This is a genomic window from Chloroflexota bacterium (assembly GCA_016875535.1).
Taxonomy (GTDB): domain Bacteria; phylum Chloroflexota; class Dehalococcoidia; order SHYB01; family SHYB01; genus VGPF01.
Genome location: VGPF01000001.1, coordinates 44,405 through 71,298, shown reverse-complemented (window position 1 = coordinate 71,298; position 26,894 = coordinate 44,405). Strand labels below are relative to the sequence as shown.

Sequence of the window (26,894 nt, the reverse complement as noted above, 5' to 3'; positions counted from 1 at the left end):
GTCAGCCCGCGTTGGGCCTATGCAGGCGCCAGCCACAGGATGTCATGCTTGCCGCGGAAGCAGTACGCCCCGGGGCACGCTGCATTGTAATTGCGCATGCGCGGCGACCACGCTACCCATGAACCGGCCCACGCCACCTTCGGCGTGAAGTTGCCGGCCCCAAGGATCTCCCGCTGGAGGTCCTGGGCCAGAGTCTTGCGGCGGGCCGGGTCAACGGCGCGGCTCTGGTCGTTGTACAGCTGGTCGATCTTCGCGTTGCTGAACTTGCCGTAGTTCTGCGAGGCTCCCGTCGGGTACCACTGGCCCAGCACCAGGTCGGGATCGTCCGTGTTGCTCGTCGCGGGCACGTAGTACACGTCGAAGTTCCCGGCGATGCGTCGCACCGAGTAGTCCGCCTGCGCCGGCACTTCCAGCGTCACGTTCAATCCGGCCTTCTTCCAGGCGCTTTGGATGAAGGCGGCATCGTCCGTGTAGAGTGGGATGGGTAGGGTCATCAGCTTCACTTCGAACTTATCGTAGTCTACGCCCGCCTCGACGAAGAGCTGTCGGGCCCTCTGGATGATCTGCGGCGTCACGGGGCCTGTATTGATCAGCGTGCTCGTCTCCTGGTCCGTCAGCCCCCAGCGCCCCCGGAGGCTCGGCGGCAGCAGCGGGCTTGCCCCGGCATGGCCATAGCCGGGATAGCGAGCGGTCACGAAGCCGGGGCGATCTACGAGAAGGTCCAGCGCCTGGCGGATCTTCACGTTGTCGTACGGCGGCTTGTTCCGGAAGCCGATCTGTCTCCAGGAGCCGTAGCCTGTCTCGAAGATGTAGTTCGGGAATTCTCGCTTCGTCTGGTCAATGCTCGTGTTCAGCAACCCGGGGTCCAGGTAATCTGCCTCCAGGAACTTCCCTGTGCGGAAGGCCGCGAAGGCCGTTGTGCCGTCGTTGATTACTTGGAAGTCAAGCTCCGCCAAGTACGGGAGCGCCTGACCGTCCTTGTCCTTCTTGAAGTAGCTGTCATTGCGGCGCATCGTGATGCTGATGTTCGGCTTGCGCTCGATCCACTTGAAGGGCCCCGTGCCGATCGGCGTGTTCGCGGGGTTCATCGCATAGGGCGAGCCCATCTTCTCCGGGTGGATCGCCGCGAAGAGGAAGGCCAGGCTGTAGATGAAGGCCGCCGAAGGCTGCTTCAGCCTGAAGATGACGGTGAAATCATCCGGCATCTCCATGATGTCAATGTACGGTCGGAAGGCCGAGACGTGCGGCGAGGGGGGTGTGAGTGCGATCTCGCCCGTCAGGCGCTTGTGGGAGAAGATGACGTCTTTGGCCGTGAGCGGTGAGCCGTCGTGGTACGTGACGCCTTTGAGGAGCTTCACCGTATAGGTCTGCCCGTCAGGCGCGATGCTCCAGCTCTCCGCTAAGTCTCCCTTGACCGTCTGATGGTCCAGTTCGTCAAGCATCAGCAGCGTGCTGAAGACGTTCGGCATTGCCTTGATCTGGACGTGCCCGCTGGAAAGGTGCGGGTCCCAGCTCAGGCCCTGCACGACGTCCGATTGCAGGCGCACGCTATACGTGCCGCCGCGTACGGGCCGCGCGCCCGCGGGCGTTGCCGTCGGCGCCACCGTTGGTAATACCGTCGGGCGTGGTGTCGCCGTCGGGAGCACCGCTGCCGTTGCCGTCGGCGCCGCCGACGTTGGTGCGGCCGTCGCCGCGGGACGCGGCGTCGCCGTGGCTGCGGGCCCCGACGTCGCCGTAGGCGGCGTATCTTCATCATCGTCGCCGCCGCACGCCGTCACCACCATGACCACCACCGCCATGAGGGCAAGGGCAGCGAATAAACGATTCCTCCAACGGATGCTCATGCGTTCCTCCTTATATTGACCCGAACTCCCGGGTCGCCCAAAACGGCGATCTCCGCGAAAGGGGGCATACTATAGGGCGATACCCCGGAAACTGTCAATATCTTGCAGTCTAAAGGGTCGCCTTTAAGGAGTGTACGCCAGAACCCCTCGGCTGGATGCCTGATTTCGACACGAAAAAAGAGAGGGGCGGCTCCAGCCGCCCCTCTCTTAGGGCCTCGAAAGTTCGTCGCCTGCCTAGGCGGGCGCGATCCAGGTGATCTCGTTCCGGCCGCGGAAGCAGTAGGCGCCGGGGCACTGCAGATTGAAGTTCCGCAGGCGCGGCGACCAGCCTACATAACCGCCGGTGTGCGCGATCTTCGTGATCCAGTTGCCCTCCGTCAGGATGGCCCGTTGCAGGTCGGCCACGATCGCCTTGCGGCGCTCCGGGTCGGTGGCCTGGCTCTGCTGCGTGTAGAGCTGGTCAATCCTCGCATTGCTCCACTTCGCCGTGTTCAAGGGTGAAGTCGAAGTATACCAGTTGCCCAGCCAGACGTCGGGATCGTCAACGGCTGCCGTGGACGGGATGTAGTAGATTTCATAGTCTCCTGCCAGGCGCCGGTTCGTGTAGACCTGCTGCGTTGGCACTTCCAGCGTCACGTTCAAGCCCGCCTTCTTCCACTGCGCCTGGATCGTCGCGGTGGCGTCCGTGAACTGCGGGATCGGCAGCGTCAGGATCTTGATTTCGAACTTGTCGTAGTCCACGCCCGCTTCCCGGAACAGCTGCTTCGCCCGCGCGATGTGGTCAGCCGTCACCGGGCCGGTGTTGATGAGCGTCGCCGTCTCCTGGTCCGTCAGGCCCCATGACCCGCCGATGGAGGGCGGCATGAGGGGCGATGCGCCCGAATGGCCGATGCCCGGGAAGTTCACCGTGACGAATCCGGGCCGGTCAATCAGGTTGTTCAGCGCCGTTCGGATGCGGACGTCCGTGTACGGAGCCTTGTTGCCGAAGCCCAGGTGCTGCCAGGAGCCGTAGCCCGTCAAGTACGTATAGGTCGGCAGCTCGCGCTTGAACGTCTCGATCTGGCTGTTCAGCGCGGCGGGGTCAAGGTAGTCGGCCTCAAGGAACCGTGCGGTGCGGAAGGCCGCCAGTGCCGTGGTGCTGTCCGGCACGATCTGGTATTCCAGTCCGTCCAGGTACGGGAGCGCCTGGCCCTGGGCATCCTTCTTGAAGTAGCGGTCGTTCTTGCGGAGCGTGATGGAGAGGCCCGGTCTCCGCTCAACGAAGCGGTAGGGCCCGGTGCCGATGGGCGTATTCGCGGCCAGCTTCATGTAATCGGAGCCCAGCTTCTCTTGCTGGATCACCGCGAAGAGGTTCGCGAGACTGTACACGAACGCGGCGGCGGGGGCCTTGAGCCGCACCACCAGCGTGTGATCGTCCGGCGCCTCCATCACGTCAATGTACGGAGAGAAGTTGCCGCGGATGTGGCTCACGTAGCCCGTGTTGATCTCGCCGATGATGCGCTTGTAGGAGAAGATGACGTCCTTCACGGTCATCTGCGCGCCGTCATGGAAGAAGACGTCCTTGCGCAGCTTCACCGTGTACGTCAGGCCGTCCGCGCTGGCGGACCAGCTCTCGGCGGCGTCCGCCTTGATCGTCGTCGGTTTCAGCTCGTCCAGCATCAGCAGGCCGTTGCTCATCGCGGTGACGACCTTGATGGGCGTATGGCCGCTCACCTGGTGGTTGTCCCAGCCCAGGCCTTGCGTCACATCTGCCAGCAGGCGGATGTTATACACGCCGCCGCGCGTGATCTGCTGACCCACGGCTGTGGGCGTTGGGAGCGGCGCTCTGGTGGGCGTCGGGACGGCCGTCGGCGTCGGGGCCGGCGGCTGCGTCGGTGCCGGAACGGTCGCCGTCGGCGCGCGCGTCGCCGTCGGCCCTGCGGCCGTCGGTCCCGCCGTCGGCGCAACCGTCGCCTTCTCTTCATCGTCGCCGCCGCACGCCGTCACGACCATGACGATAACCGCCATGAGCGCGAGCGCCGCCAGCAGCCTGCCCTTCAATAGCTTTCCTGTCATTGTTCCTCCTCAATATCTCTGTTCTGGCTTCTCCAGAAACTTAGGCAAAAGGGAAACGCCTCTTGCCTGCGGTGTCGGGAAACTGCTGGAAACTATAGGGGGCCGCTCTTCTCCAAGTCAAGCCGTTCGCCCGTGTTCTTGAAAGTACGCCGTAGGCAGCTTGGCGGATGCCTTTACGTAATGAAGATTGGGGGCCGCCCTTGGGCCGTCCGCGCTTGCTTTTTCCCCGTTGCTCTCCGTCTAGGAGCAGGGCCTACGGCCTCTGCGCCCCCGTTGCCGCCAGCGTCACCCCATAGAGCGACGTGCGGGCCGTGATGAACAGCCTCCGCCGGTCGCCTCCGCCGAAGGCGCAGTTCGCCGGCGTCTCCGGCAAACGGATCTTCCCCAGCAGTTCGCCGCTCGTGCTGAAGACATGGATGCCGTCGCCCGCTGTGCAATAAAGCCGCCCCTCCGTGTCCGCCCGGATCCCGTCCGGCACCCCCGGAGAGATCTCCGCGAACAGACGGCTGTTCCTCAGGGAGCGCCCGCCCGTCACGTCAAAGACGCGAACATGCTTCCGCGCCGTGTCTGCGATGTACAGCTTCGATTCGTCCGGAGAGAAGCAGAGGCCGTTCGGCCCCTCGAAGTCCGCCGCCACGGACGTGAGGATGCCCGTCTCCGGGTCCAGGCGGTAGACGTGCCGCTCCGCCATCTCGAACGGCTCCTTCTGCCGCAGCTCCTCCGTGTGCCTCCCGTACTGCGGGTCCGTGAACCAGATGGAGCCGTCGCTCTTCACCACCAGGTCGTTCGGCGCGTTCAGCTTCTTCCCCTGGTAGCGCTCCGCCAGCACCGTGATGCGCCCGTCCGCCTCCGTCCGCGTCACATTCCGGCTGCTGTGGCCCGCCGTCACCAGCCGCCCCTGCAGGTCCAGGTAGTTCCCGTTGGCATAGCCCGAAGGCTTGCGGAAGATCGAAAGGCCGCCCTTCTCCGACCATCGGTACATCGTGCTCGCCTGGATATCGCTGAAGATCAGGCAGTTCTCCTTCGGCGTCCACACCGGACCTTCAAGAAAGGTCAACTTGGGCACGATGCACTCCACCTTGGAATCGGGCCGCAGGATCGCCCGGAGCTCAGGCGACCGTATCTCGAAATCAGCGCTGGTCATGGCGTGCTCCTTTCGTGCAGATGGCGAAGCTAGCACAGGGGTATGCAACCGTCAACGCGCCGCGTCTCGCCTTGACTCGATCCCCGCCGCTCTCTATTCTGCGTTGGCTATGGAACTCAACGTCGGCATCACCTTTACCCAAGAGCAGGAGATGCTCCGCTCCTCCGCGCGAGCCTTCCTCAATAAGGAAGCGCCCCTCACCTTCGTCCGCTCCTTGGAGCAAGCCCCCGCCTCCTTCCCGGCTGAGCTGTGGAAAAAGATCGCCGATCTGGGCTGGCCCAGCCTGCCCGTGCCCGCCCAGTATGGCGGCAGCGACGGCTCCTTCCTCGACGTCGCCGTCCTCCTGGACGAGCTGGGCCGCGCTGCCTTCCCCGGCCCCTACCTCTGGACCGCCCTCAGCGCCATGCTCCTCCAGCAGTACGGGTCCGAGGAGCAGAAGCGGAAGCATCTCCCCGCCGTGGCCGATGGCGTCGCCGTCTTCACCATCGCCTGGCCTGAAAAGGCCGGGGAGTACACCGCCGAGCACCTTGCCGCGACCCTGCATCTTGCGGCTGGCGGCTACGCCCTCACCGGGAACAAATACTTCGTCCCTTGCGGCTCCTATGCCACCCACTACCTCGTCGCCGCCAAGACGCCCGAAGGCAAAGTCGCCGTCACCATCGTCCCGCGCGTCCAGGCCTCCGTCTCCGCCAAAGCCCTCGCCACCACCGGCTGGGATAACCAGGCCAATGTAGACTTCCGCGCGACCCCTGTGGCGAAAGGCGACCTCCTCCCCGGCGATGGGGCCGCCATCCTGGAGCGCGCCATCCAGCTCGGCGCCGCCATGCAATCCCTCTTCATGAGCGGCATGGCCCAGCGCGCCCTGGAGTTCACCCGCGATTACGCCAAGGTGCGCGTCCAGTTCGGCAGGCCCATCGGCAGCTTCCAGGCCGTCCAGCACCACCTCGCCAACATGGCCTCCGATGCGGACATCTCCCGCAACACCGCCTATCGCCTCGCCGAGCGCATCGTCCAAGGCGGCGATATCGCCTTCGAAGCCTCGGCCGCCAAGGCCTGGTGCGCCCCCGCCTGCATGCGCGTCATGCAGACCGGCCACCAGGTGCACGGCGGTATCGGTGTCATCACGGATCACGCCATGCAGATGTACTTCCTGCGCATGAAGCCCCTGGAAACCCTCCTGGGCGATGCCGATTTCCATACCAAGCGCGTCGGCGCGCGGCTTATGGACCTGGTGGCCTAGCATGGGCAAGCTCCTCGAATATCCCGTCGCCCCCGAGCTCCGCGATTTCCAGGCCGAGGTACGCGCCTTCATCGGCGAACACCTGGACGAGGCCACACGCAAGGAGCGCACCTCCGGCGAAGTTGGCACCGGCCTGGGCCCCCTGGGCAGGCGCTTCCTCAAAAAGATGGGCGATAAGGGCTGGATGGGCCTCACCTGGCCCAAGGAGTACGGCGGCCTCGGCAAGAGCTTCATGCACCGCTTCATCCTCTCGGAGGAGATGGACTACGCCGATGCTCCCTCTCCCGGCTTCGGCGCCAGCGTCGTCGGCCCCTGCATCATGCTCTTCGGCACCGAGTGGCAGAAGAAGGAGTTCCTCCCCAAGATCGCCAAGGGCGAGATCTTCTTCGGCCTCGGCTACACCGAGCCGGAGGCCGGCTCCGATCTCGCCTCCCTCAAGCTCGCCGCCAAGGAAGACGGCGACGATTATGTGCTCAACGGCCAGAAGATCTTCAACAGCGAAACCCACGTCGTGGACTATGTTTGGCTCGCCGCGCGAACGGACTTCCAAGCCCCCAAGCACAAGGGCGTCTCCCTCTTCATGGTGGACGCCAAGAGTCCGGGCATCACCGCCCAGGGCATCTACACCCTCAGCGGCGAGCGCACCAACATCGTCTTCTACGATAACGTCCGCGTCTCCAAGCGCCACCTCCTCGGCGAGCCCAACAAAGGCTGGTACTACCTCGCCGCCGCCATAGACCTCGAGCGCTTCTTCCCCATCAGCAAGACCCTTCACCGCCTGGAGAAGATGATCGCCCTCGCCCACCAGCCCGGCCCTTCCGGCCGCCGCCCCGCGGACGACCCCCTCCTCCTCCACCGCCTCGCGACCCTTGTCATCGAGGCCCAGGCCGTTCGTGGCCTCTCCTTTCGCACCGCTTGGATGCAGGGCAAAGGCGTCGTGCCGAATATCGAAGCCTCCATCCTCAAGCTCTTCCTCCGCGAGTACAACCAGCGCGTCGCTCGCTTGGGCGTCCAGATGTTCGGCCTCTATGGCCAGCTCCGAAAGGAAAGCGACCTCGCCCCCCTGGACGGCGAGCTGGAGAAGGCCTACCGCGGCAACCCCGTCGGCACCATCACCGGCGGCACCTCGGAGATCCAGCGCAACGTCATTGCCACCCGCGGCCTGGGCCTGCCCCGCTAACCGCGTCGGCGCCTCGCGCTTTCCTTCGGAAAGCTGACGGGAATCGGCGTTCCTCCCTGGCCCGAACCGAGGGAATCCCCCCTTGACGGCCTCGCGCCGCCTGCGGTATCCTGCCGCCGTTATACTCGCAAGTACGAAAAACCTACTGGTAGGAATAAACGTTTCATGACCCTGGCGGCGAGTAAAAACATCAAGGCCGAGCACGAGCGCGAGCGGATCCAACAAGCCGCCGCCACCGTCTTCCAAGAGCGCGGCTATGTCGGCACCACGATGGAGCACATCGCCCGCCAGATGGGCGTCACCAAGGGCTTCATCTACTACTACTACAAGTCCAAGGACGATGTCTTCTACGACCTGCACTCCCAGGCCATGAAGAGCGTCCACGCCTATGTCCAGTCTCGCGTTCCCAAGGAGGGCAGCCCCCTCGTCAAGCTGGAGGCCGCATTCACCGCCCACGTGGAGCACGTCGTCCAGCGCGCCGCCATGGGCTTCGTCGCCGCCCGCACCGCCTCCAATATCCTCATGCCCACCTTCCCGGCCAAGTACCGCCGCATCCTCACCCAGGAGCGCGATCGCTTCCACTCTATCTATGACGCCATCATTGATGAAGGCGTCCGCGAAGGGCTCTTCGGCGAGGCCGAAAGCAAGGCCGCCATCCGCCTGGTCATGGGCGCCATCACCTGGATGCCCAACTGGTACCGCACCGGCGGCGCCTTCGATACCAACGCCATCGCCGCCCTGCTCGTCCGCATGTTCTTAAGCAAGGACTCTGGCGCCGTTGCGAGCAAGCTCGGCCTACGACTCATGGAGGCACAGCGATGACAGTTCAAGCCGTTCAGCCCAGGTGTCGCAAGTGCGGGAGCCGACTTGTGACCACTATCGAGCAAGCCTGCATCATCTGCGGCTTCCCCACGGAAGAAGCCATGGCCAAGCTCTCCGCCACGCCCGCCGTCAAGCTCGTCCCCAAGCCCGTGGCCGCTCGTCCCCCGGCCGTCTTCGATCCCGGCGTCAAGGACGCCATCGTCCGCAGCTATGAGACGGCGGGCCTGGTGCAGACGGCCGAGCAGTTCGGCATCAAGCCCTCCACCCTGGTCCTGCGCCTCCGCAGGTGGGGCGTGGTCCTCCACGGGCGCGGCTGGAAGCCCGGCCAAACCCCCGGCGAGAATGGTAGAATGCACGGCGCGGGCGAAGCGCTGCACCCCTTCGAAAGCCCAGTCAGCCGCGCCGATCTGGGCAAGACCGCCGTCTTCGATGTCCTGGGCAACCGCCTGGGCGAGCTGGAGCAAGTGGTGGCCCGCGCCGCCGATTCCTGCGGCAAGGCCAAGGATGCAAAGTCGTATCACGCCGGACGTTTAGAGATGCTGCAGACCATCAAAGTCATGGTCGATCAAATGCGCGAGTCCGAAAACGGACACAAAGGAAGGTAAGGCATATGGTTGATATGAAGATCATCTCCGCAGACTCCCACATCCTAGAGCCGCCGGATATCTGGAAGAAGTGGATGCCAGCCAAGTTCCAGGAGCGCGCCCCCAAGATGGCCAAAGACAAAATGGGCGGCGACGGATGGAGCTACGATGGCAGTCCCACGCAGCCTATCGGCCAGTCCGCCACCGCAGGCAAAGCCCTGGAGGACATCAACTGGCTGGGCTACACGTACGACAGGATTGTCCAGGGCGCTTTCAAGGGGCCGGAGCGCATCAAGGAAATGGATCTCGATGGCGTGGACGCTGAGCTTATCTACCAGCCACAGACCACGATGTCGTACTTCATGAAGCAGGACGTTGAGTTCCAACTGGCCGGCATCCAGGCCTATAACAATTGGCTCGCCGAGGATTTCTGCGCCACGGATAAAAAGCGCCTGATCGGCATCGCCCAGATGCCCAACGTCGGCGTGGACGGCATGGTGGCCGAGCTCCAGCGCGCCCGCAAGAAGGGCCACCTGGGCTGCGTCATCGCCACCTGGCCCAGCGGCAAGCCCCAGATCTCCCCCGAGGACGATAAGTTCTGGGCCGCCGCCCAGGATATGAACATCCCCGTCAGTATCCACGTCTCACTCATCGGCCAGGTCAAGATGGGCAATGCCGACGGCAGTTGGAAGATGGCCGGCAGCGCCTCCAAGGGCATGACCGCCATGCCGGCCGCCATGGGCGACATGATTCTCGGCGGCGTCTTCGACCGCTTCCCGAAACTCCAGGTGAGCATGATTGAAACGGGCTGCGGCTGGATCCCGTACTTCATGGAGCAGCTGGACGACCGCTACTGGCGCAACCGCAAGCAGACCAACTGCCAGATCAAGCGCCTCCCCAGCGAGTACTGGAAGAGCAACTGGTCGGCCACCTTCATCAAGGACGTCTATGGCATCCAGAACCGCGCCTCCATCGGCGTCGAGAACATGCTCTGGTCCACGGACTATCCACACGCCGGGAACGATTGGCCCTACAGCCGCAAGACCCTCAAGGAGATGTTCGCCGGCGTCCCCGATCACGAGATGGACCTCATCATCGGCGGCAACATCAAGCGCCTCTACAACCTTGGCAAGTAAGGCCCCCGCTCCCTATCGGCTCGGGCCGCCCGGCTCCCTCACGGGCCGCCGGATCCTGGAGTTGTCCGGCCCCCTGGGCCAATACGGCGGCAAGGTCCTGGGCGATCTCGGCGCGGACGTCATCCGGATCGAAGATCCGGATGATAATCGCGCGCGCTACATCCCGCCCTTCGTGGGCGATGATCCCCATCGCACCTCCGTCTACTTCGAGGCGTGGAACCTCAACAAGCGCTCGGTGACGCCCAACCTCCGCACGGCCGAGGGCCGCCGCCTCTTCGAGCGCCTGGTCAAGACGGCCGATGCCGTCATCGAGACGCGGCCTCCCAGCACCCTGGTGAAGGCTGGCTACACCTACGAGCGCCTGGCCAAGATCAACCCGCAGATCATCGTCACCACCGTCACCGGCTTCGGGACGGAGGGGCCGTACAAGGACTACCAGGGCGCGAACCTCGTCTACTACGCCCTGAGCGGCTTCATGGCCAGCTCCGGGGAGCCGGAGCGCCCGCCCGTCGTCATCAGCGGACAGCTCACCTACGTCTGCTCCTCCATCCACGCGGCCGCCGGGACCTTGCTGGCCATCCTGGGACGCAACACCCACGGCATCGGCCAGCACATCGAAATCTCGGCGCAGCAGGCCATGGTCGCCTTCACCACCATCGCGGGCGTGACGCTCTGGCTGGACACCGGGAGATCGCCCACGCGCCGCGGCAACCACGGCCTCTACCCCTGCAGGGACGGCTACATCATCATCGCCATCGGCCGCCCGGAGCAGTGGGCCATCTTCAGCAAGTGGGTGGCCGAGGTGACGGGCAATAAGGACATCCTGAACCCCAAGTACCAGGGGCGGTCAGACGAGCGGGAGCCCTACGCCGACCTGATTAACATGTACATCACGGAGTTCTCCATGAACTTCGAGCGCGAAGAGATGTATAAGGAAGGCCAGCGCCGCCACCTCACGCTCGGGCCCGTCTACACCATCCGCGATCTGCTGACGAACCCGCAGATGCTGGCCAGGGGGCTCTTCCAGGAGCACCAGCACCCCACGCTCGGCGCTGTGAAGCTCGCCGGCGCGCCCTACAAGTTCTCGCGCACCTCCACCGCCGTCCGCCGCGTTGCCCCGGAGCCCGGGCAGGACAACGCCCAGGTCTTCATCGAAGAGCTCGGCCTCACTCCAAAGAGGCTCGCCGCCCTCCGCGCATCCGGCGTCGTCTAAGGGCGCGCGCCCATGGCAGAGCCTGAGCGTCGCCCGCGCGCTCCCCGTCTGGCGCTCGCGGCCCTCCGCTACCGCGATTTCCGCCTCCTCATCCTGAGCACCGGGACCCTCCAGCTCGGCATCTGGAGCACCCTCGTCACCTCAGGGTGGATGGTCTATCACCTCTCCGACTCTTCCTTCCAGGTCGGACTCTTCTCCTTCGTCTCCTCCATCCTCATCCTCATCACCACGCCTTTGAGCGGCTACCTCTCCGATAGAGGGAAGCGCCGGCTCATCATGATCGGCACCCAGAGCATACTCATCGGCGCCTCGCTGATCCTCGCCGTCCTGGTGACAACGGATGCGATCCGCCTCTGGCATTTCTTCGTCCTCGGCCCCATCTACGGCGGCTCCTTCTCCATGAGCGGCCCCACGCGGATGGCCCTGGTGCACGATGTGGTGGGCGGCAAGGAGCTGGCCAGCGCCGTCACGCTCAACTCCATCACCACCAACGTCATGCGGGTCATCGGCCCCGCTATCGGCGGCACGCTCATCGGCTTCGGCCCCGAGTACGCTTTCTGGTTCCCGCTCGTCGCCTACACCGTGGCCCTGTGGCCTCTGCTCCTCCTCCCCTTGGGCGGCGCGCGACAGGGCACCGGGCAGAACAACGTCTTCACCAGCTTGAAGGAGACCATCGGCTACCTGCGGCGCGAAGGGACTATCGGCCCCCTCATCGCCCTCGCCTTCGTCACCGGCATCTTCGGCACCGCCTCCCTCCAGCTTCTGCCCGTCTACGCCGATCGCGTCCTGGGCTCTTCGGACGGGACGATGCTCGGCTGGCTCCACTCATCCCTGGGCTTCGGCGCGCTCCTGGGCGCGGTCGCGATGTCGCTCTTCGGCCAGGTGAAGCGGCGCGGGCGGATGTTCCTCATCACCGTCGCCGTCTATGGCGGCATGCTGGCGCTCCTGGGGTTCACGGGCGCCTTTGCCCTGGCCGTCCTTATCATGGCGGCGCTGGGCGTCCTGACGGCGATGATGCTCATCACGAACAACATCCTCATCCAGAGCCACGTGGCCGGCCACATCCGCGGGCGCGTCCTCTCCATCTATTTCCTGAGCTTCAGCTTCACCAACATCGGCGCCATTCTCAACGGCACATTAGCCGAATGGTTCGCCCTCAAGACCACCTTCCTCACGGTGGGCTGTCTCGTGACGGCCTGCGCCGCCTTCGTCGCCCTGCGCTCCCGCGCCGTGCGGGAGATGTAGGAGGGCGTTTTTCAGGAGACGCGCGCCCCTATTTCGCCTTGAGGCTCTGGTGCCGCACCGGAGGACGAACGGGCCTACGCGGCCTGGGTTGCCCACAGCCCTAACGTACGTAGGGGCGAGCCTAGCCAGCCTTTATATTCTCTATGGCGCGGCTCGCCCTCACCATCGCCAAAGAACAACGTACCACTCGCGCTTCAAGAACCGCCCAGATGCTCGGATCCAGACCCTGGTCATCCGTGCAACCTTACCCCGCACTTGGCACGGCCCCTTCGACCTCTCCCTCTCATCCCTCTCCTGCGAGGCGAGGGACGCTTCGTTAAACACTACAATCGCCTCCGCCCAGTCCAGCGAAGTGCCCCTTCCCGCTCAGGATATGAAGGTCGAGGTCTACCGAGATCCCGATTCCGCATCGGGAGGTTAGAGGTTAGGTCGCTCTTTCCCGCCGCCTTGACACTCCCGCCTACCATCCATTATCATCTTCTTTAGAAGCCTCAGCCAGGACCAACGAGCCGGGGAGGCGCGAAGATGTGCGGACGGCGCATGGCCATGCGCCTCCTGCGTCCTAGCGTCTCCCCTTCTTTTTGGACCCAAGGCGCAGATGCCTTCAGCCTGCCGAAAGGCGGGGTGAAGGCACTCCGGCGCTTCACCGGAGCGGTCCCAGCAACCGCGGCTTCGGGAATCTTCGGTAGGCGGATGTGAGGAGGTGGAGCGGTGGATACGGGCCTCGGGCCGAACGTGGCGCAGGCGTCCCAAGACGCTGAGTGTCAGAACCCGGTTCCTTCCCCTGGAACGGCGGCTTCTTCCAACCTAGGCGCAGCCCGTCCCCATCGCGCCTCCTCCTTGCCTATGCCGGATCATGCTCCTTCGCCCGGCGCAACAGCGCGCCCTCCCGCCGCCCACGCGCGGCGCGAAGCGGCGCGCTGCCATCGCCTCTGGCAGCAGGAGCGCTTCCTCCGGCTGCTCCGCGAACGCCAGCTGGAGAGGCTCCTGCAGCGCCTCCCGCCTGATGGCGTTCCGCAAGCGGTCCGCCTCCTTGAAGAAAAGATCAAGCGTTCAGAAGATCGGTACAAAGCAGCGCGTGCCAGGGAACGCGTCGCGCCCGGCGCGTCAAGCCTTGCAGGTCAGGAAGGGCTCGCCGGTTACGCCATGGACGGCGCCGATTCCGTGTCCGCACCAGTGCACGAGCTGCACCACAACCTCATCACGCTCCTGCAGACGGAAGTCGCCGCCCTTGGATACGACCCGCACGACCCCCTCTTCGAGGAGTGGCTCGCGGAAGACATCGCGGAGATACTCCGCACCGCGGTCCGCGCCCTGGGGTCCCTCGCCAAGCGCGAGGCGCAGCGACTGGCCGATGAGGTGCGCCGTCGCACGATCGAAGAAGAAGAATGGAACGCATTCAAACCGGAGAGGAAGCGCCACGACCCCGACGAGGAAGCTCGCACCACGTGGCGCCTCTACCGCTCCCTGGGCTTCTAACGCTGGGACCGTCTGCGCCTCTTTTCTCAAAATGCAACAACTACACAACAACGGAGAATAAAAAACGAAACGCTGCGGCGACCGCTCAGTCGCCCCTCAGCAAACCGCTGAGGACAACATACATGTAGGGGCGCGGGGCACGCGCCCTCCCTCTGTCGCCCTGAGGCTCTGCGAAGGGTGGTCGCCAACCTGAAAACTACGCGGGGCGCGCGCCCTCCCCCTGTCACCCTGAGAAGCGGTGATGCCACATCGCCACGACGAACGGGTCTACGCCCTCCGGGTTGCCCCGCAACCATCTCCCACCAAGGTACGGGCGGCCCGTCCTCGGGATGGCGACGCCAGGGCTAAGCCCCGCCCGTCCGATGTTTACTTCACCTTCGCCAGCACGTCGTTGGCGAACTGCTCCAGGCCGCTCACCAAGTGCTCCGGCGTCAGCCGCCCCTGGGGCGGGCCCCACGGCGTCACCATCATCCGGTGCACGCCCGCCTTCTCATAGGCGCGGATGTGCTCCACCGTGACGGGCGGCGGACAGCCCACCGTGATCTCGAAGGGCCTATCGCCTAAGCCCAGCTTCGCCCGGTGCGCCTTCAGCCGCCCGATGATCTCCGTCGCCTCTTCCAGGCTGTGGCGCACGCCGAACCAGCCTTCGCCGGCCTGCGCCGCGCGCTCGATGGCCGGGGGCGTCACGCCGCCGAAGAGGAGCGGGATGCCGTTCGGGTTCTTGGGCTTGGGGCGGAACTTCACCGCGTCGAACTTGTAGTACTTCCCCTGGTGGGCGATGGTCTCCTCCGACCAGAGCCTGCGGAGGATCTGCGCGATCTCCACGGAGCGCGCGCCACGGTTCTCCCACGTTTCGCCTACAGCCAGGAACTCGTTCTTGAGCCAGCCGATGCCGACTCCCAGCAGCATGCGCCCCTCCGAAAGGACGTCCACCGTGACGGCCGAGCGCGCGGTGACGAAGGGGTTGCGCAGCGGCAGGATGTACACGCCGGTGCCGAGCTTCACATGCTTGGTCACGGCGGCCACATGCCCCATCACCACGAAGGGATCGTAGGACGGCGTGTCCGGGTTGAAGTTCTCCGCCCCGGGGCCTGCGTACGGATGGCTGGAGCCGATGGAGGCCGGGAAGACGAGATGCTCCGGCATCCAGACCGATTCGTAGCCGAGCTCATCGGCCCGCTTGGCGATGGTGAGGTAGTGCCGCGGGTTGACGCCTGCGAGGAAAAAGCCGAGTTTCATAAAGAATTACTCCGATAACCTCCTCTCCCTTGATGGGAGAGGATTATGAGGAGAGGGTGCAAACGGAATCCCCCTCTCTTTTTTCTCTCCCGCCGAGGGAGAGAAGTGAAGCGGAAGCCGAGTTTCATGGGAAACCTAACCCCCTACCCCTTCCCTTCGAGGGCAGGGGCGATATGTCGTGTGTAGGCCAACGTCCCCCCGTCGGCACGGGCCTCTGCTTTGCCATGGGGAGACACCTTAGAGACCGTCGGTGTTCCAGCGGGGCTCGCGCTTCTCTACAAAGGCCAGCGTCCCCTCTCTGATATCCGGGTGCTTGGACATCGTGCCCGAGAGCTGGCGCCCGTACTCGAACGATTCATCCAGCCCTGCGAGCATGGCGCGGGTCAGCGTCTTCTTCACGATGCGCACCGCCGTCGGCGAGTTCTTGGCGATCTTCCGCGCCAGGTCCAGCGCCGAGTCCATGAGCTTGGCATACGGCACCACCTCGGTGACGATGCCCAGTTCGTAGGCGCGCTGGGCGCTGACGCGCTCGTGGGCGCCCACCATCAGCATGCGGTTCAGCGCGCCGAAGGGGACGTACCGCGTCATCTGGATCGCCGAGTAGGTGACCACGTGCCCCACGGAGACCGCTGTATTAACGAAAGTAGCGTTCTCCGAGCAGATGACGATATCGGCGTCCGAGACGAACTGGAAGGCGCCCCCGGTGCAGACGCCGTTCACCGCGCAGATCACCGGCTGTTCAATATCGTTCTGCCGGGCGGACATCTTGAGGTTCTGGGAGCCGCCGGGAGGCCCGTGGGTGGGCTGCTTGGCCGCCTCCCGCAGGTCGCGGCCGGAGGAGAAGGAGCGGTCGCCCGCGGCGGTGAAGATGACCACCCAGACCTGCTTGTCCTTCTTGATATCCTGCCAGATCTCGGGCAAGGTGACGTCCATCATCTCCCGGGTGAGGGCGTTGAGCGCATGGGGCCGGTTCAGGGTGATGGTGGCGATGTGGTCTTTCTTCTCATAGATGATGTCAGGCGACATAATGCGTCCTCCTGGGAACCTGCGGGGCGTAGCAGAGTATAACACGCGATGAAACGGAATCTTCAGGGGAAAAGATGAATCGTGGACAGGGTTTTTACACGGCTGTCTCGGGCGATGCAGAGCCGCTATAATGCTGGCGTTCGCCCGTCCCCGAAATCTTGTGTGGAACCTAAAGGGAGCTTGCCATGAAACTTGGCTCATTTATCTTGTTGCAGTGCCCGCCTTCAAAGACGAATAAGCAGGCCTTCGATGAGGTCGTCGAGCAGGCGGTGCTGACCGAACAGATGGGCTTCGACCAGATCTACCTGGCGGAGCACCACTTCTCGCCCTATTCCATCCTGGCCGACCCCCTGGTGCTGGCCTCCCATATCGCGGCCAAGACCAAGCGCATCAAGATCGGCCTGGCCGTGGCGGTGATACCCTTCCACAACCCGGTGAAGCTGGCGGAGCAGGCGGCGATGGTGGACATCCTGAGCGATGGCCGCCTGGTCCTGGGCGTCGGCCGCGGCTACCAGCGCCAGGAGTTCGATAAGCTGAGCCTGAACATCGGCGATAGCCGCGGCATGATGGTCGAAGGGCTGGAGGTCCTCCACAAGTCTTGGATGGAGGAGGAGTGGACCTACAAGGGTAAGTACTACAACTACCCGGTGAAGCAGACGATCTACCCCAAGCCCGTCCAGAAGCCGATCCCGACACCCGTCGCCACCGGCGGCACCAAGGAGACGATGGAGTGGGTGGCCAAGAAGGGCGTCCCCTTTATCAGCGGCGGCGCCTTCCCGGAGCTTGAGGGGATCAAGGCCCGCCTGGACAAGTACCGGGCCGATATGAAGGCCGCCGGCTTCTCCGATGCGCACATCACCCAGTGCGTCAAGGACTCGCCGTTCTCCCGCCGCATCTACGTGGGCAAGAACGATAAGGACTCTTACGAGCGGCCCCGCGAGTACGTGATGTGGTTCGAGAACGCCCTGATGAAAGAGGGCTTGCCCCAGCTGGGCGTCTCACCGGAGCAGGATGCCGCCTACCACGACCACCTTGCGCGCATGACGGAGCGCTCCAAGCAGCCCTACGATCACAAGTTCAAGCAGGAGCTCTACGCCACGCCGGACGGGGTGATTGACCACATCAAGACGATGGAGTCCTACGGCATCGAGAACATGATTTTCTGGTTCAACTTCGGCGGCATGCCCCGGGACATGGTCCTGGAGTCCATGCAGCGCTTCTCCGATAACGTCATCCCGGTCATCAAGGGCAGCAAGAAGGGCAAGTAGGACCTTCGACCCCCGCTTGTTGTGCTCCTTCGGATGAGCTACAAGCGGGGGTCTTTTTTTAGGCGGCACAGGTGAGCGCACCGGACATCGCGATCGTCGGCGTGGGCTATACGCGCCAGGGGCGGCTGCCGGGCGTTTCGCCCAAGCATTTCTGCCTGGAAGCCTCGGCCGCCGCCATCGCCGATGCGGGGCTGAAGGCCGCCGATATAGACGGCATCCTGGTGCAGGGGAACGGCAGCATCTACCCGGTGGATGTGGCCGAGATGCTGGGCATCCAGCCGCGCTACTCCACCATGATCGCGCCCTACGGCACCACGGCCTCCATGCTGGCGATGCAGGCGGCGCTGGGCATCAAGGCCGGCGTGGCCGACGTGGTGCTCTGCTGCTACGGCAACTCCGGCTTTTCCCTGGCAGGCGGCGGCGTGCGCACCGGCGAGCTCTCCGGCAACCAGTTCACGAATCCCTTCGGGATGAACAGCGCCGCCATGAACTACGCGGTGGTGGCCCAGCGGCACATGCACCGCTACGGCACCAAGCGGGAGCACCTGGCGGCGGTGGCCCTGGCGGCGCGGCAGTGGGCGCAGAAGAACCCCATGGCGCAGATGAACGGGCGGCCCTTTGACCTGGAGACGTATATGCAGGGGCGCTGGGTGGCCGAGCCGCTCACCGTCTTCGATTGCTGTCTTCAGAGCGATGGCGGGCGGGCCTTCATCGTGACCACGGCGGCCCGCGCGAAGTCCCTGCGGCAAAAGCCCGTCTACCTGAAGGGCTATGCGGAGAAGACCCTGGCGGGCAGCATCTTCAACGACCCGGCGCTCATCAGCCCGGCCAAGGACTCCCTGCCGCGCGCCCTGGCGATGGCGGGCCTGAAGCTCAAGGACATTGACCTCTTTGAGGTCTACGACTGCTTCACCCCGGCGATCGTCATCACGCTGGAGGACTACGGCCTCTGCCCCAAGGGCGAAGGCGGGCCCTTTGTGGCCGATGGGAAGCTGGCCCCCGGCGGCGCGCTGCCCTTCAACACCAGCGGCGGCCTGCTCTCGGAGGTCTATCTGCACAACTGGGGGCACGTGACGGAGGCGGTGCTGCAGCTGCGCGGCCAGGGGGGCGAACGCCAGGCGGCAAAGCATGAGACGGCGGTGGTGGGCGGCAACGGCGGGACGTTCCAGCAGCACATCAACCTTGTGCTGACGGTGTAGGGAGCCGAAGGAAGGCAGGAACTGGGGGAGGGTCGGCTGGAGGTTCTTCGTTCCCGGTTCCTAAGTTCCCGTCCTTAGTGGTGCCCTTGGGCGGCGGCCATGGCCTGGCTGGAGACGAGCTCGATGAGCTGGCCGTCCGGGTCATGGACGAAGCAGGCGCGGTCATTGATAACGGTATCTTCCAGGAGCTTGCCGCCGAACTTCTTCACCGCCGCGATGGCCGCGGGGACATCGTCCACTTTCAGGGAGAGGTGCGTCATCCCCGGCTGGTTCATGGGGCGCTCGCCCCTGGGCGCGGACTTGGGCGAGGCGTAGTAGAGCAGCTCGATCTGGAAGCCGTCCTTCTGCAGGTAGACGGCATGGAGGTCCACCTTGGGCAGGCGGAGGAAACGGTCCTGCACGGGGTGGTCTTTGTTGAAGAAATCGCGGATGAACTGGAAGCCCAGGGCCTGCTCATAGAAGTCTCGGGAGCGCTGGATATTGGTGACGCAGATGCCGATGTGGCTGAAGACGTACGTGGGCATGTTCCACCTAACCCCCTGAGCGCATTTCCTAGGCGGTGCCTTCGATGATGTTGGCTTTGCAGAGCGCTTCGATCTGGTCGTTGGGAAGGGCCATCAGCTTGCGGAAGATGAGGGAGTTATCGGCGCCCCAGCCGGGGCCTGCGCGCCAGACGTGGCCGGGCATCTTGGGGAGGTCTATGGCGAGGCCGGTAGTAAGGACTTCGCCCATCTCTTCGCCTTCCTTGACCAGGCGGCGCTCGCCGGGCTTGAGGACGCGGCGCAGGTGCGGCAGCGTGGTGAAGAAGTTCTGGGCCTTGAGGTTCGGGTCGTCCGGCAGCTCCTTGATGTGGTAGATCTTTGCCGCGTGGACGCCCGCCTTCTGGAGGGTGTCCATCACCTCCATGGGGTCGCGGGGGAGGGTCCATTCGGTGACGATGGCGTCCACCTGGGAGATGTTGCGCTGGCGGTCGTGCAGGGTGGCGAAGCGCTTGTCCTTCCCCAGCTCCGGCCTGCCGATGGCGTTGCAGAGGCGCACCCACTCATCGCTGCTGTAGCAGCCGACGACGCACCACTGGTCGTGGCCCTTGCAGGGGTAGGCGTTGTGCGGGGCGGCCACGGGCGAGTAGTTGCCGTAGCGATCGGGCGCGTTGGGGTCCAGGAAGGCCTCCAGGAGGAGCGGGCCGAAGGCGGAGACCATCACTTCCATCTGGGACATATCAATGAACTGGCCTTCGCCGGTGCGGTGGCGGTGGTCCAGGGCGGCCAGGACGGCGCTGAGCCCCTGCATGCCGTTGAGCCAATCCGGGAAGTGGAAGAGGCCGCTGCCGATAGGGTCGCCGTCAGGGTAACCGGTGGAGGTGGCCAGGCCGCTGAGCGCTTCGATGGTGGCGCCGAAGGAGACGTAGTCGCGGTAGGGGCCCGTCATGCCGAAGCCGGGCATGGCGAGCATGACCAGGGCGGGGTTGGTCTTACGGAGGATATCGTAGGTGAGGCCCCACTTGTGGGTGACGTTGGCGCTCAGGTTGACGAGCACCAGGTCGCTGATGTCAATGAGCTTGTGGACCACATCGCGACCCTGGGGGGTGTTGACGTTGAGGCCCACGTGGCGCTTGGCGGAGTGCCACTCCCAGAGCCGGGGGGACATGGCGGGCTGCTGGCCCATGGCCGGGTCCCAGGGGGGAACGTAGAGGCGGCTCAGGTCCGGGTGGGCCTTGGACTCAATGCGGATGACATCGGCGCCGTTGAAGGAGAGGTGGCGGCCGATATAGGGAGCCGAGCCGCCGGTGGTGAACTCGATGACGCGGAGCCCTTGAAGGGCAAGGGGGGTCTTGGGCGCGGCTTTCTTCTGGGCAGTTGCTGTTGGCATAGGTGGGACAGAAGAGATTGTACCATCCTGCACCCAGGTGAGTCAGAGTGCCGGTCATGTTTCAGCAGGGGGTTGCGATGGGCTATGAAATCGGCGGCGGGCGGCGGGACGTACCCCCTTGTAACGGAAGTGGTTTGACAGGGCCGCCAGGGGTTCGTACGATTTCACCGGGTTCACAGAGCCGGACGACTTGACAGAAGCGCGGCATGCTTAGGGAGAGGAACGCTTCAATGGCGCGGTGAGGGCTGAGCGCGTTATTCGTGGGACTTATCGCGGCGCTTATCGTCGCCGCCTGCGGCGGCAACGCCGAGGGGCCGACGCATACGCCGCGACCGGCGGCGGCCACGGCGACGGCGATCGCGAAGCCGACGACGCCTCCCACCGTACCAGCAACACTGCCCCCGCTGCCGACGGCCACGCCTTCGCCAACGACGCTCTTCATGCAGCGACTGACGGGCGACGGCATCGGCGGGACGAGGTATTACACCAACCCGCCGAACCCGCTGCTCACCCCGCGCGTGGGCGGCAGCGCCACCATCTCCAACAACGGCTACCCGCCATCGCTGAACACGCTGAAGAGCGGCAGCGTCAACACGCTCATGGGGATGCACCCGCTGCACAACCGCCTGATCCGGTGCGCCTACGGCTTGGAGATGAAGAGCTACCACCCGTGGACGTGCGAGCTGACGGGCGACCTTGCCGAATCATGGAGCGTTGGCGCGGACGGCAAGAGCTACGATTTCAAGCTGCGGCCTCGGGTGAAGTTCCAGAACGTCGCGCCGGTGAACGGGCGTGAGGTGAACGCGGACGATGTAGTCTTCTCCTTCGAGAGCTTCAAGAAGGAGGCGGCGTACTTCGGAAACCGCAACTGGCAGTCCATGGCCTCCGCGCAGGTGGTGGACCCGCGGACGGTGCGCGTGACGGCGACGAACGGGAACGTGGATTTCCTGGTGGGGACGGTGGCCTTCCATACCTCCGTCGTCCTGGCAAAGGACAATCCGAACCAGGAGAATCCCATAGGCACCGGGCCGTACCTGATCTCCGATATGAAGAAGGAGATCGAATGGAGCTTGAAGCGCAACCCGGACTACTGGCGCAGGGATGCCCGGGGGACGCAGCTTCCCTATATTGATTCGATACGCATCATCTCGATCCCGGACTTCACAGCGGGGATCGCGGCCTTCCGAACGGGGCAGACCCTCTACGGCCAAGGGGCGACATCGCATCTGGCGGGCCAGAAGGACCTTCGCAAGTCCATCATGGAGACGTTCCCGAACGCGCGTCTGGCCTCCGTGCCTGGGACTGGGAACGATTACATCGCGATGCGGCTGGACAGTCCGCTTGGACGGGACATCAACGTCCGCCGCGCGATCTCCATGTCCGTTCACCGGGAGACGATCCTGCAGGTGACGGCGGAGGGCTTGTGGTACCTGGGCGGCACGGGGCAGGTTGGCCCGCCGATCCCCTTCGTGTGGGCCTTTGACCAACCGCTGAAGATGGAAGAGGCGGGGCCGTGGTACCAATACAATCCCACGGGGGCGAAGCGGCTCCTCACGCTGGCGGGCTACCCGGAGGGGATCACGATCATCTGGCACTATCCTCCGCAGCTGCGGCAGAACATCGGGCCGCAGGCGGAGATATGGAAGGAATCGGCGAAGGAGGTGGGCATCACCATCGAGCTGAGGCCGCTGGATACGGCGACGTGGATGCAGATGGCCTCCACCTATCAGATGAAGAAAGGGACGCCCGAGACGATCATATGGAACAGCGCCACCTCCCGATTCACCGCGGACGGCGACACGTATTCGGCCCTCTACTCGCACTATAGCCCTGAGCTGGCGAACGATCCGGAGCTGGACAAGCTGCTGGAGCAGCAGCGGGTCGAGACGGACCCGGCGAAGCGCCGCCAGATCTTGCGGCAGATCTATCAGGCGGACGCTGGGAAGCTCTACCGCATCGGCCTTGGGAGCATGGGCAACTTTTGCATCTACCGCGAGCAGCTGAACGGGGAGATCTACAACGTCCGCAACCAGTGGCCGTTCTGGGGCGCGCAGCAGTGGGAGAGCATGTGGCTTAGCTGACGGGCAGGTGAACCGACGCGTTCTAAAGGCCCTGCGGATGACCCCGCAGGGCCTTCTTTTTGGGGCGCAAGGCTTGCCTTTCCCGTCGCAGGAGAGTATGAATATGGCACCCTGGTGAGGGCGTCCCAATCGGAGGTGTTATGCCTGCGCAATCGGCTATCGTCGGCATCGGACAGACGGCCTTTTCGAGAAAGATCGGGATAAGCGAGGCGGCGGTCGCCTATCAGGCGATCCAGAACGCCGTGGCGGACGCCGGCATCTCCATGAAGGATGTGGACGGCATCGTCCGCTACTCCCTGGACACGAACTCCGAGTGGCAGCTGGCCTACAACCTCGGGATCCCGCAGCTCAGCTATTTCTCCGTGGCGCCCGGGGGCGGCAATGCCGGGTCGAACGCCGTGCAGATGGCGGACCTGGCGATCAAGGGCGGCCTGGCGAACTACGTGGTGGTCTTCCGCGCGCGCAACCGCGGGAAGCAATCGTCCGGCGGGCCGGGGCAGTTCGAAGGCGGACGCCCCTGGGAGAAGATGTCCATGCAGGTGCGGGAGCTGGGGAAGAAGTTCAGCAACCCGTACGGGCTCATCGCGGCGGTGCAGGAGATGGCGGTCATCGCGCGCCGCTACATGTACGAGTACGGCATCACGTATGAGCACTTCGGCCACGTGGCGCTGGCGGAGCGCGCCCACGCGATGCGGAATCCCGCGGCGCTGATGCGGGAGCCGCTGACGATGCAGGACTACCTGGCGGCGCGCTGGATCGCGGAGCCGCTGCGGCTCTTCGATTGCTGTCTGGAGACGGACGGCGGAGCGGCGATCGTGGTGACGAGCGTGGAGCGGGCGAAGGCGCTAAAGCAGAAGCCCGCCTACATCCTATCCACGGGGAACGCGAACGTCTTCATGACGGTGCCGGGGACGAATTATTACAAGGAATCGCTCTTCTCCACGGAATCGGCGGCGGTGGCGAAGATGATCTACGGACGGGCCGGCGTGGGCCCCAAGGACGTGGATGCGGCGATGATCTACGACGCCTTCACGCCTAGGGTGCTCATCGGCCTGGAGGACTTCGGCTTCTGCAAGCGCGGCGAGGCGGGCGATTTTGTGGCGGCGGGCAATATGCAGTGGCCGAACGGCGCCATCCCGACGAACACGAGCGGCGGGAGCCTTTCCGAGATCTACCTCCACGGCTTCAACCTCATCACGGAGGCGGTGCGGCAGATCCGCGGGACCTCCACCAGCCAGGTGAAGGATGCCGAAGTGGTGCTGGTGGCCAGCGGCAACTTCAGCCCCACCAGCGCCTTCATCCTTGGGAGCCAGCCATCATGACGACCCAATCGAAACCTGTTGTTGTTCCCGTCCCGTCCGACGAGGACCGCGAATACTGGGAGGCGGCGAAGCAAGGGAAGCTGCTGATCCAGAAGTGCGGCGGCTGCAACCGCCTGCGGCACTTCCCCACGATGGGCTGTCCACACTGCGGCACGATGAAGTGGACATGGGTGCAGGCCTCCGGCAAGGGGACGATCTACTCCTGGATCATCGTCCACCCGCCGGTGCTGCCGGCCTTCCAGGACAAGGTGCCGTACAACGTGATCCTGGTGCAGTTGGAAGAGGGGACGAGGATGATCAGCAACATGGTGGAGTGCCCCAACGACCAGATCAAGATCGGGATGCCGGTGGAAGTGGTCTTCGAGAAGGTCACCGAGCAGATCACGCTGCCGAAGTTCCGCCCGGCGAAGAGCGCGCGATGACCCGACCGGGCCCGCTGACGGGCTACCGCGTCGTCGAATTCGCGGGCGAAGGGGGCCAGTTCACCGGGCGGATTCTTGCGGGACTGGGCGCGGAGGTCATCAAGATCGAGGCGCCTGGGGGCGACCCGGTCCGCGGTTTCGGCCCCTTCTACAAGGACGAGCCGCACCCGGAGCGGAGCCTGGCCTTTTGGGTCTTCAACGCCGGGAAGAAGAGCATCACCCTGGACGTGCAGCAGGCCCAGGGGCGTGAGCTGGCGCGGCGGCTCATCAAGACGGCGGATGTCTTTCTCACGAGCCAGCCGCCGGGCCTGCTGGAGAGCTTGGGGCTGGACTACGGGACGCTGAAGCGGGAGAACCCCTCCCTGGTGATGACGAGCGTCACGGGCTTCGGCGAGACGGGGCCGTACAGCGGCTACAAGTGGAGCGACCTGGTGCTGATGGCGCTGGGGGGTGTGATGTTTCTCCTGGGCGAGCCGACCCGGCCGCCGGTGCGCATGGGGCCGCCGCAGGCCTATCTGACATCCAATCTGCAAGCGACGACGGGGACGTGCTTCGCGCTCTTCCACCGGACGCGAACGGGGGAGGGCCAGCGCGTTGACCTTTCCATCCAGGAGGCGGTGAAGTTCTGCCTCAACGGGCCCGGCTCCATCACCTCCTGGTGGACGATGCACAAGACGAACGTGGCGCGCACGGGCGACCGGATGAACTTCGGGCACTATAAGCCGCTGACGCTGGCGCCGTGCAAGGACGGCTACACGGCGAACGCCGCCATCTTCGGCACGGCCTTTCCGCCGCTGCTGGGGCTGATGAAGGCGGACGGCGTGGCGGAGGAGCTGGTGGACCCCAAGTGGTTGGATGCCAGCCCCTTCGGCGCGCTGCCGGGGCAGTGGGAGCCGACGGAGGCGCAGGTGCACCGAGTTGAGGAGGTCTTCGTCAACTGGCAGATGCGCCACACGAAGGCGGAGATCTTTGAGATGGCGGTGAAGCACGGGCTGTGGGTCTACCCGGTGAACACGCCATCGGACATCGCGAAGAACGAGCAATTGCAGGCGCGCGGCTACTTTGTGGAGGTGGAGCATCCGGCGTTCGATAGGCCGGTGAAGACCATCGGCGCGCCTTTCATCTTTTCCGAATCGCCCTGGCAGGCGAAGGGACGGCCGCCGCTGCTTGGCGAGCACAACGGTGAGATCCTGGATGGCGTCTTGGGCCTGGGCAAAGCGGAGCAGGCCGTCCTGCGCGCGGCGGGTGTGGCATGAGCAAGCAGGGCGCGCCCGCCGGGCCGCTCGCCGGGGTCAAAGTCGCCGATTTCTCGTGGATCGCCGCCGGGCCGATGACGGCACGGTGGCTCGCCGATTACGGCGCGACGGTGGTGAAGGTGGAGTCCATGGGCAAGGTGGACGGCCTGCGGAAGGGGCCGCCCTTCTGGAAGGGGAAGTTCTCCATCAACCAGAGCGCCTACTTCGCCGCCTGCAATATCAACAAGTACGGCATCACGATGAATCTGAACAAGCCTTCCGGCCTGAAAGCGGCGCGGCGGCTCATCGAGTGGGCGGACGTGCTCATCGAGAACTTCACGCCGGGGCAGATGGCGAAATGGGGGCTGGACTACGGATCGGTGAAGCAGATCAACCCCGGCATCATCATGATCTCTCTCTCCATCCAAGGGCAGACGGGACCGCAGGCCTCGCTGCCCGGGCTGGGGCCGATGCTGGCGGGGCTGGTGGGCTTCGCGAACCTGACCGGCTATCCCGACGGCGCGCCCAGCGGCGTGAGCATCGTCTACACGGACGCCACATCGCCGCAGTTCGGCTCGCTTGCCCTCTCCGCCGCCCTGGACTACCGGGCGCGAACGGGCAAGGGGCAATATATTGACCTTTCGCAGTTCGAGACATCCGTCTATCTGCTGGGCGACGCCATCGTTGACTACACGATGAACGGGCGCAACCAGACGCGGGCCGGGAACAAGCTGATGGCGGGCGACCTGCCGCGCGCCGCGCCCCACGGGGCTTACCCCTGCAAGGGGAACGACCGGTGGATCGCCATCGGGGTCTTTTCCCAAGAGGAGTGGCACGCCTTCTGCACGGTGATCGGCAACCCGGCGTGGACGCGGGAGCGGCGCTTCGCCACGGCGCTGGAGCGGTGCAAGAATAGCGACGCGCTGGACGCGCTCATCGCGGAATGGACGACGAGGCGTGAGGCGAAGGACGTGATGGCGGCGATGCAGGCGGCGGGCGTCTCCGCCGGGTTGGCCCACGATCAGCAAGGGCTCTTCGAGGACCCGCAGCTGAACCATCGCGGGCACTACGGCACGGTGACGCACACCGAGATAGGGCCGCACCACAGCGAGATGCTGGCGCCGAGGCTTTCGGCGACGCCGGGGAGCGTGCGGATGGCCGCGCCGTGCCTTGGCGAACATTCGGAGCTTGTATACAAACGATTCCTGGGGTATACCAACGAGGAGTATGACCGGCTGTTGGGCGAAGGGGTCGTTGAATTATGGGAGGCGGGCGCATAACCCGCGAAGGA

Annotated in this window: 23 protein-coding genes; 16 read left to right on the top strand and 7 right to left on the bottom strand. The window is 64.8% G+C overall.

The window, feature by feature from the left end:
* Positions 1 to 17: 17 nt before the first annotated feature.
* Entirely contained in the window at positions 18 to 1,844 is a 1,827-nt protein-coding gene (locus FJ039_00340; GenBank protein ID MBM4404625.1) for an ABC transporter substrate-binding protein, read from the bottom strand.
* A 234-nt stretch (positions 1,845 to 2,078) separates the two neighbouring features.
* Positions 2,079 to 3,590, bottom strand: coding sequence for an ABC transporter substrate-binding protein (locus FJ039_00335; GenBank protein MBM4404624.1), 1,512 nt, complete (start codon positions 3,588 to 3,590; stop codon positions 2,079 to 2,081).
* Between FJ039_00335 and FJ039_00330 the strand changes: the two genes are divergently transcribed.
* Positions 3,546 to 3,887: a hypothetical protein gene (locus tag FJ039_00330; GenBank protein ID MBM4404623.1), complete on the top strand. Its 342-nt coding sequence runs from the start codon at positions 3,546 to 3,548 to the stop codon at positions 3,885 to 3,887. The two genes, FJ039_00335 and FJ039_00330, sit on opposite strands and share 45 nt — an antisense overlap.
* A gap of 265 nt (positions 3,888 to 4,152) precedes the next feature.
* On the opposite strand, the gene FJ039_00325 is transcribed toward FJ039_00330, so the two are convergent.
* Positions 4,153 to 5,043: an SMP-30/gluconolactonase/LRE family protein gene (locus tag FJ039_00325; GenBank protein MBM4404622.1), complete on the bottom strand. Its 891-nt coding sequence runs from the start codon at positions 5,041 to 5,043 to the stop codon at positions 4,153 to 4,155.
* On the opposite strand from FJ039_00325, the gene FJ039_00320 reads away from it, so the two are divergent.
* The 8 genes from FJ039_00320 (at position 4,967) to FJ039_00285 (ending at position 13,942) form a co-directional block, all read left to right on the top strand.
* The gene (locus tag FJ039_00320; GenBank protein MBM4404621.1) at positions 4,967 to 6,283 is read left to right on the top strand and encodes an acyl-CoA dehydrogenase; all 1,317 of its coding nucleotides are present in this window, start codon (positions 4,967 to 4,969) and stop codon (positions 6,281 to 6,283) included. The two genes, FJ039_00325 and FJ039_00320, sit on opposite strands and share 77 nt — an antisense overlap.
* Positions 6,228 to 7,463, top strand: coding sequence for an acyl-CoA dehydrogenase (locus tag FJ039_00315; GenBank protein ID MBM4404620.1), 1,236 nt, complete (start codon positions 6,228 to 6,230; stop codon positions 7,461 to 7,463). The genes FJ039_00320 and FJ039_00315 overlap by 56 nt, the downstream gene beginning before the upstream one ends.
* Before the next feature lie 165 nt (positions 7,464 to 7,628).
* Positions 7,629 to 8,285 (top strand): TetR/AcrR family transcriptional regulator, encoded by a 657-nt coding sequence (locus FJ039_00310; GenBank protein ID MBM4404619.1) that lies wholly within the window; start codon positions 7,629 to 7,631, stop codon positions 8,283 to 8,285.
* Between the two features lie 47 nt (positions 8,286 to 8,332).
* Positions 8,333 to 8,890 (top strand): hypothetical protein, encoded by a 558-nt coding sequence (locus FJ039_00305; GenBank protein MBM4404618.1) that lies wholly within the window; start codon positions 8,333 to 8,335, stop codon positions 8,888 to 8,890.
* A gap of 5 nt (positions 8,891 to 8,895) precedes the next feature.
* On the top strand, positions 8,896 to 10,005 hold the full coding sequence (locus FJ039_00300; GenBank protein MBM4404617.1) for an amidohydrolase: 1,110 nt from the start codon (positions 8,896 to 8,898) through the stop codon (positions 10,003 to 10,005).
* On the top strand, positions 9,818 to 11,218 hold the full coding sequence (locus FJ039_00295) for a CoA transferase (protein ID MBM4404616.1): 1,401 nt from the start codon (positions 9,818 to 9,820) through the stop codon (positions 11,216 to 11,218). Before FJ039_00300 ends, FJ039_00295 begins: the two co-directional genes overlap by 188 nt.
* Before the next feature lie 12 nt (positions 11,219 to 11,230).
* Complete coding sequence (locus FJ039_00290; protein MBM4404615.1) at positions 11,231 to 12,463, top strand: MFS transporter; 1,233 nt, start codon at positions 11,231 to 11,233, stop codon at positions 12,461 to 12,463.
* Between the two features lie 711 nt (positions 12,464 to 13,174).
* Positions 13,175 to 13,942 carry a hypothetical protein gene (locus tag FJ039_00285; GenBank protein MBM4404614.1) on the top strand — a complete coding sequence of 256 codons (768 nt, stop codon included), beginning with the start codon at positions 13,175 to 13,177 and terminating at the stop codon, positions 13,940 to 13,942.
* Positions 13,943 to 14,308: 366 nt separating this feature from the next.
* Here FJ039_00285 and FJ039_00280 read toward each other — a convergent pair whose 3' ends face one another.
* Both FJ039_00280 and FJ039_00275 read right to left on the bottom strand, forming a co-directional pair.
* Entirely contained in the window at positions 14,309 to 15,181 is an 873-nt protein-coding gene (locus FJ039_00280) for a TIGR03619 family F420-dependent LLM class oxidoreductase (GenBank protein MBM4404613.1), read from the bottom strand.
* 237 nt (positions 15,182 to 15,418) lie between these two features.
* Positions 15,419 to 16,408, bottom strand: coding sequence for an enoyl-CoA hydratase/isomerase family protein (locus tag FJ039_00275; protein ID MBM4404612.1), 990 nt, complete (start codon positions 16,406 to 16,408; stop codon positions 15,419 to 15,421).
* Between FJ039_00275 and FJ039_00270 the strand changes: the two genes are divergently transcribed.
* Positions 16,393 to 17,475, top strand: coding sequence for an LLM class flavin-dependent oxidoreductase (locus FJ039_00270; protein MBM4404611.1), 1,083 nt, complete (start codon positions 16,393 to 16,395; stop codon positions 17,473 to 17,475). The genes FJ039_00275 and FJ039_00270 overlap by 16 nt on opposite strands.
* Before the next feature lie 71 nt (positions 17,476 to 17,546).
* On the top strand, positions 17,547 to 18,674 hold the full coding sequence (locus FJ039_00265) for a hypothetical protein (protein ID MBM4404610.1): 1,128 nt from the start codon (positions 17,547 to 17,549) through the stop codon (positions 18,672 to 18,674).
* Positions 18,675 to 18,748: 74 nt separating this feature from the next.
* Here the strand turns inward: FJ039_00265 and FJ039_00260 are convergent, their stop codons facing one another.
* Entirely contained in the window at positions 18,749 to 19,198 is a 450-nt protein-coding gene (locus FJ039_00260) for a VOC family protein (protein ID MBM4404609.1), read from the bottom strand.
* Between the two features lie 28 nt (positions 19,199 to 19,226).
* Complete coding sequence (locus FJ039_00255; protein MBM4404608.1) at positions 19,227 to 20,543, bottom strand: CoA transferase; 1,317 nt, start codon at positions 20,541 to 20,543, stop codon at positions 19,227 to 19,229.
* Between the two features lie 260 nt (positions 20,544 to 20,803).
* Between FJ039_00255 and FJ039_00250 the strand changes: the two genes are divergently transcribed.
* From FJ039_00250 to FJ039_00230, 5 genes are all read left to right on the top strand, one after another.
* Complete coding sequence (locus FJ039_00250; protein MBM4404607.1) at positions 20,804 to 22,624, top strand: ABC transporter substrate-binding protein; 1,821 nt, start codon at positions 20,804 to 20,806, stop codon at positions 22,622 to 22,624.
* 140 nt (positions 22,625 to 22,764) lie between these two features.
* On the top strand, positions 22,765 to 23,946 hold the full coding sequence (locus tag FJ039_00245; GenBank protein ID MBM4404606.1) for a lipid-transfer protein: 1,182 nt from the start codon (positions 22,765 to 22,767) through the stop codon (positions 23,944 to 23,946).
* Complete coding sequence (locus tag FJ039_00240; GenBank protein MBM4404605.1) at positions 23,943 to 24,368, top strand: Zn-ribbon domain-containing OB-fold protein; 426 nt, start codon at positions 23,943 to 23,945, stop codon at positions 24,366 to 24,368. Before FJ039_00245 ends, FJ039_00240 begins: the two co-directional genes overlap by 4 nt.
* Positions 24,365 to 25,624: a CoA transferase gene (locus tag FJ039_00235; GenBank protein MBM4404604.1), complete on the top strand. Its 1,260-nt coding sequence runs from the start codon at positions 24,365 to 24,367 to the stop codon at positions 25,622 to 25,624. The genes FJ039_00240 and FJ039_00235 overlap by 4 nt, the downstream gene beginning before the upstream one ends.
* A complete protein-coding gene (locus FJ039_00230; GenBank protein MBM4404603.1) occupies positions 25,621 to 26,883 on the top strand; it encodes a CoA transferase in 1,263 nt (420 codons plus the stop codon). Before FJ039_00235 ends, FJ039_00230 begins: the two co-directional genes overlap by 4 nt.
* Positions 26,884 to 26,894 lie beyond the last annotated feature (11 nt).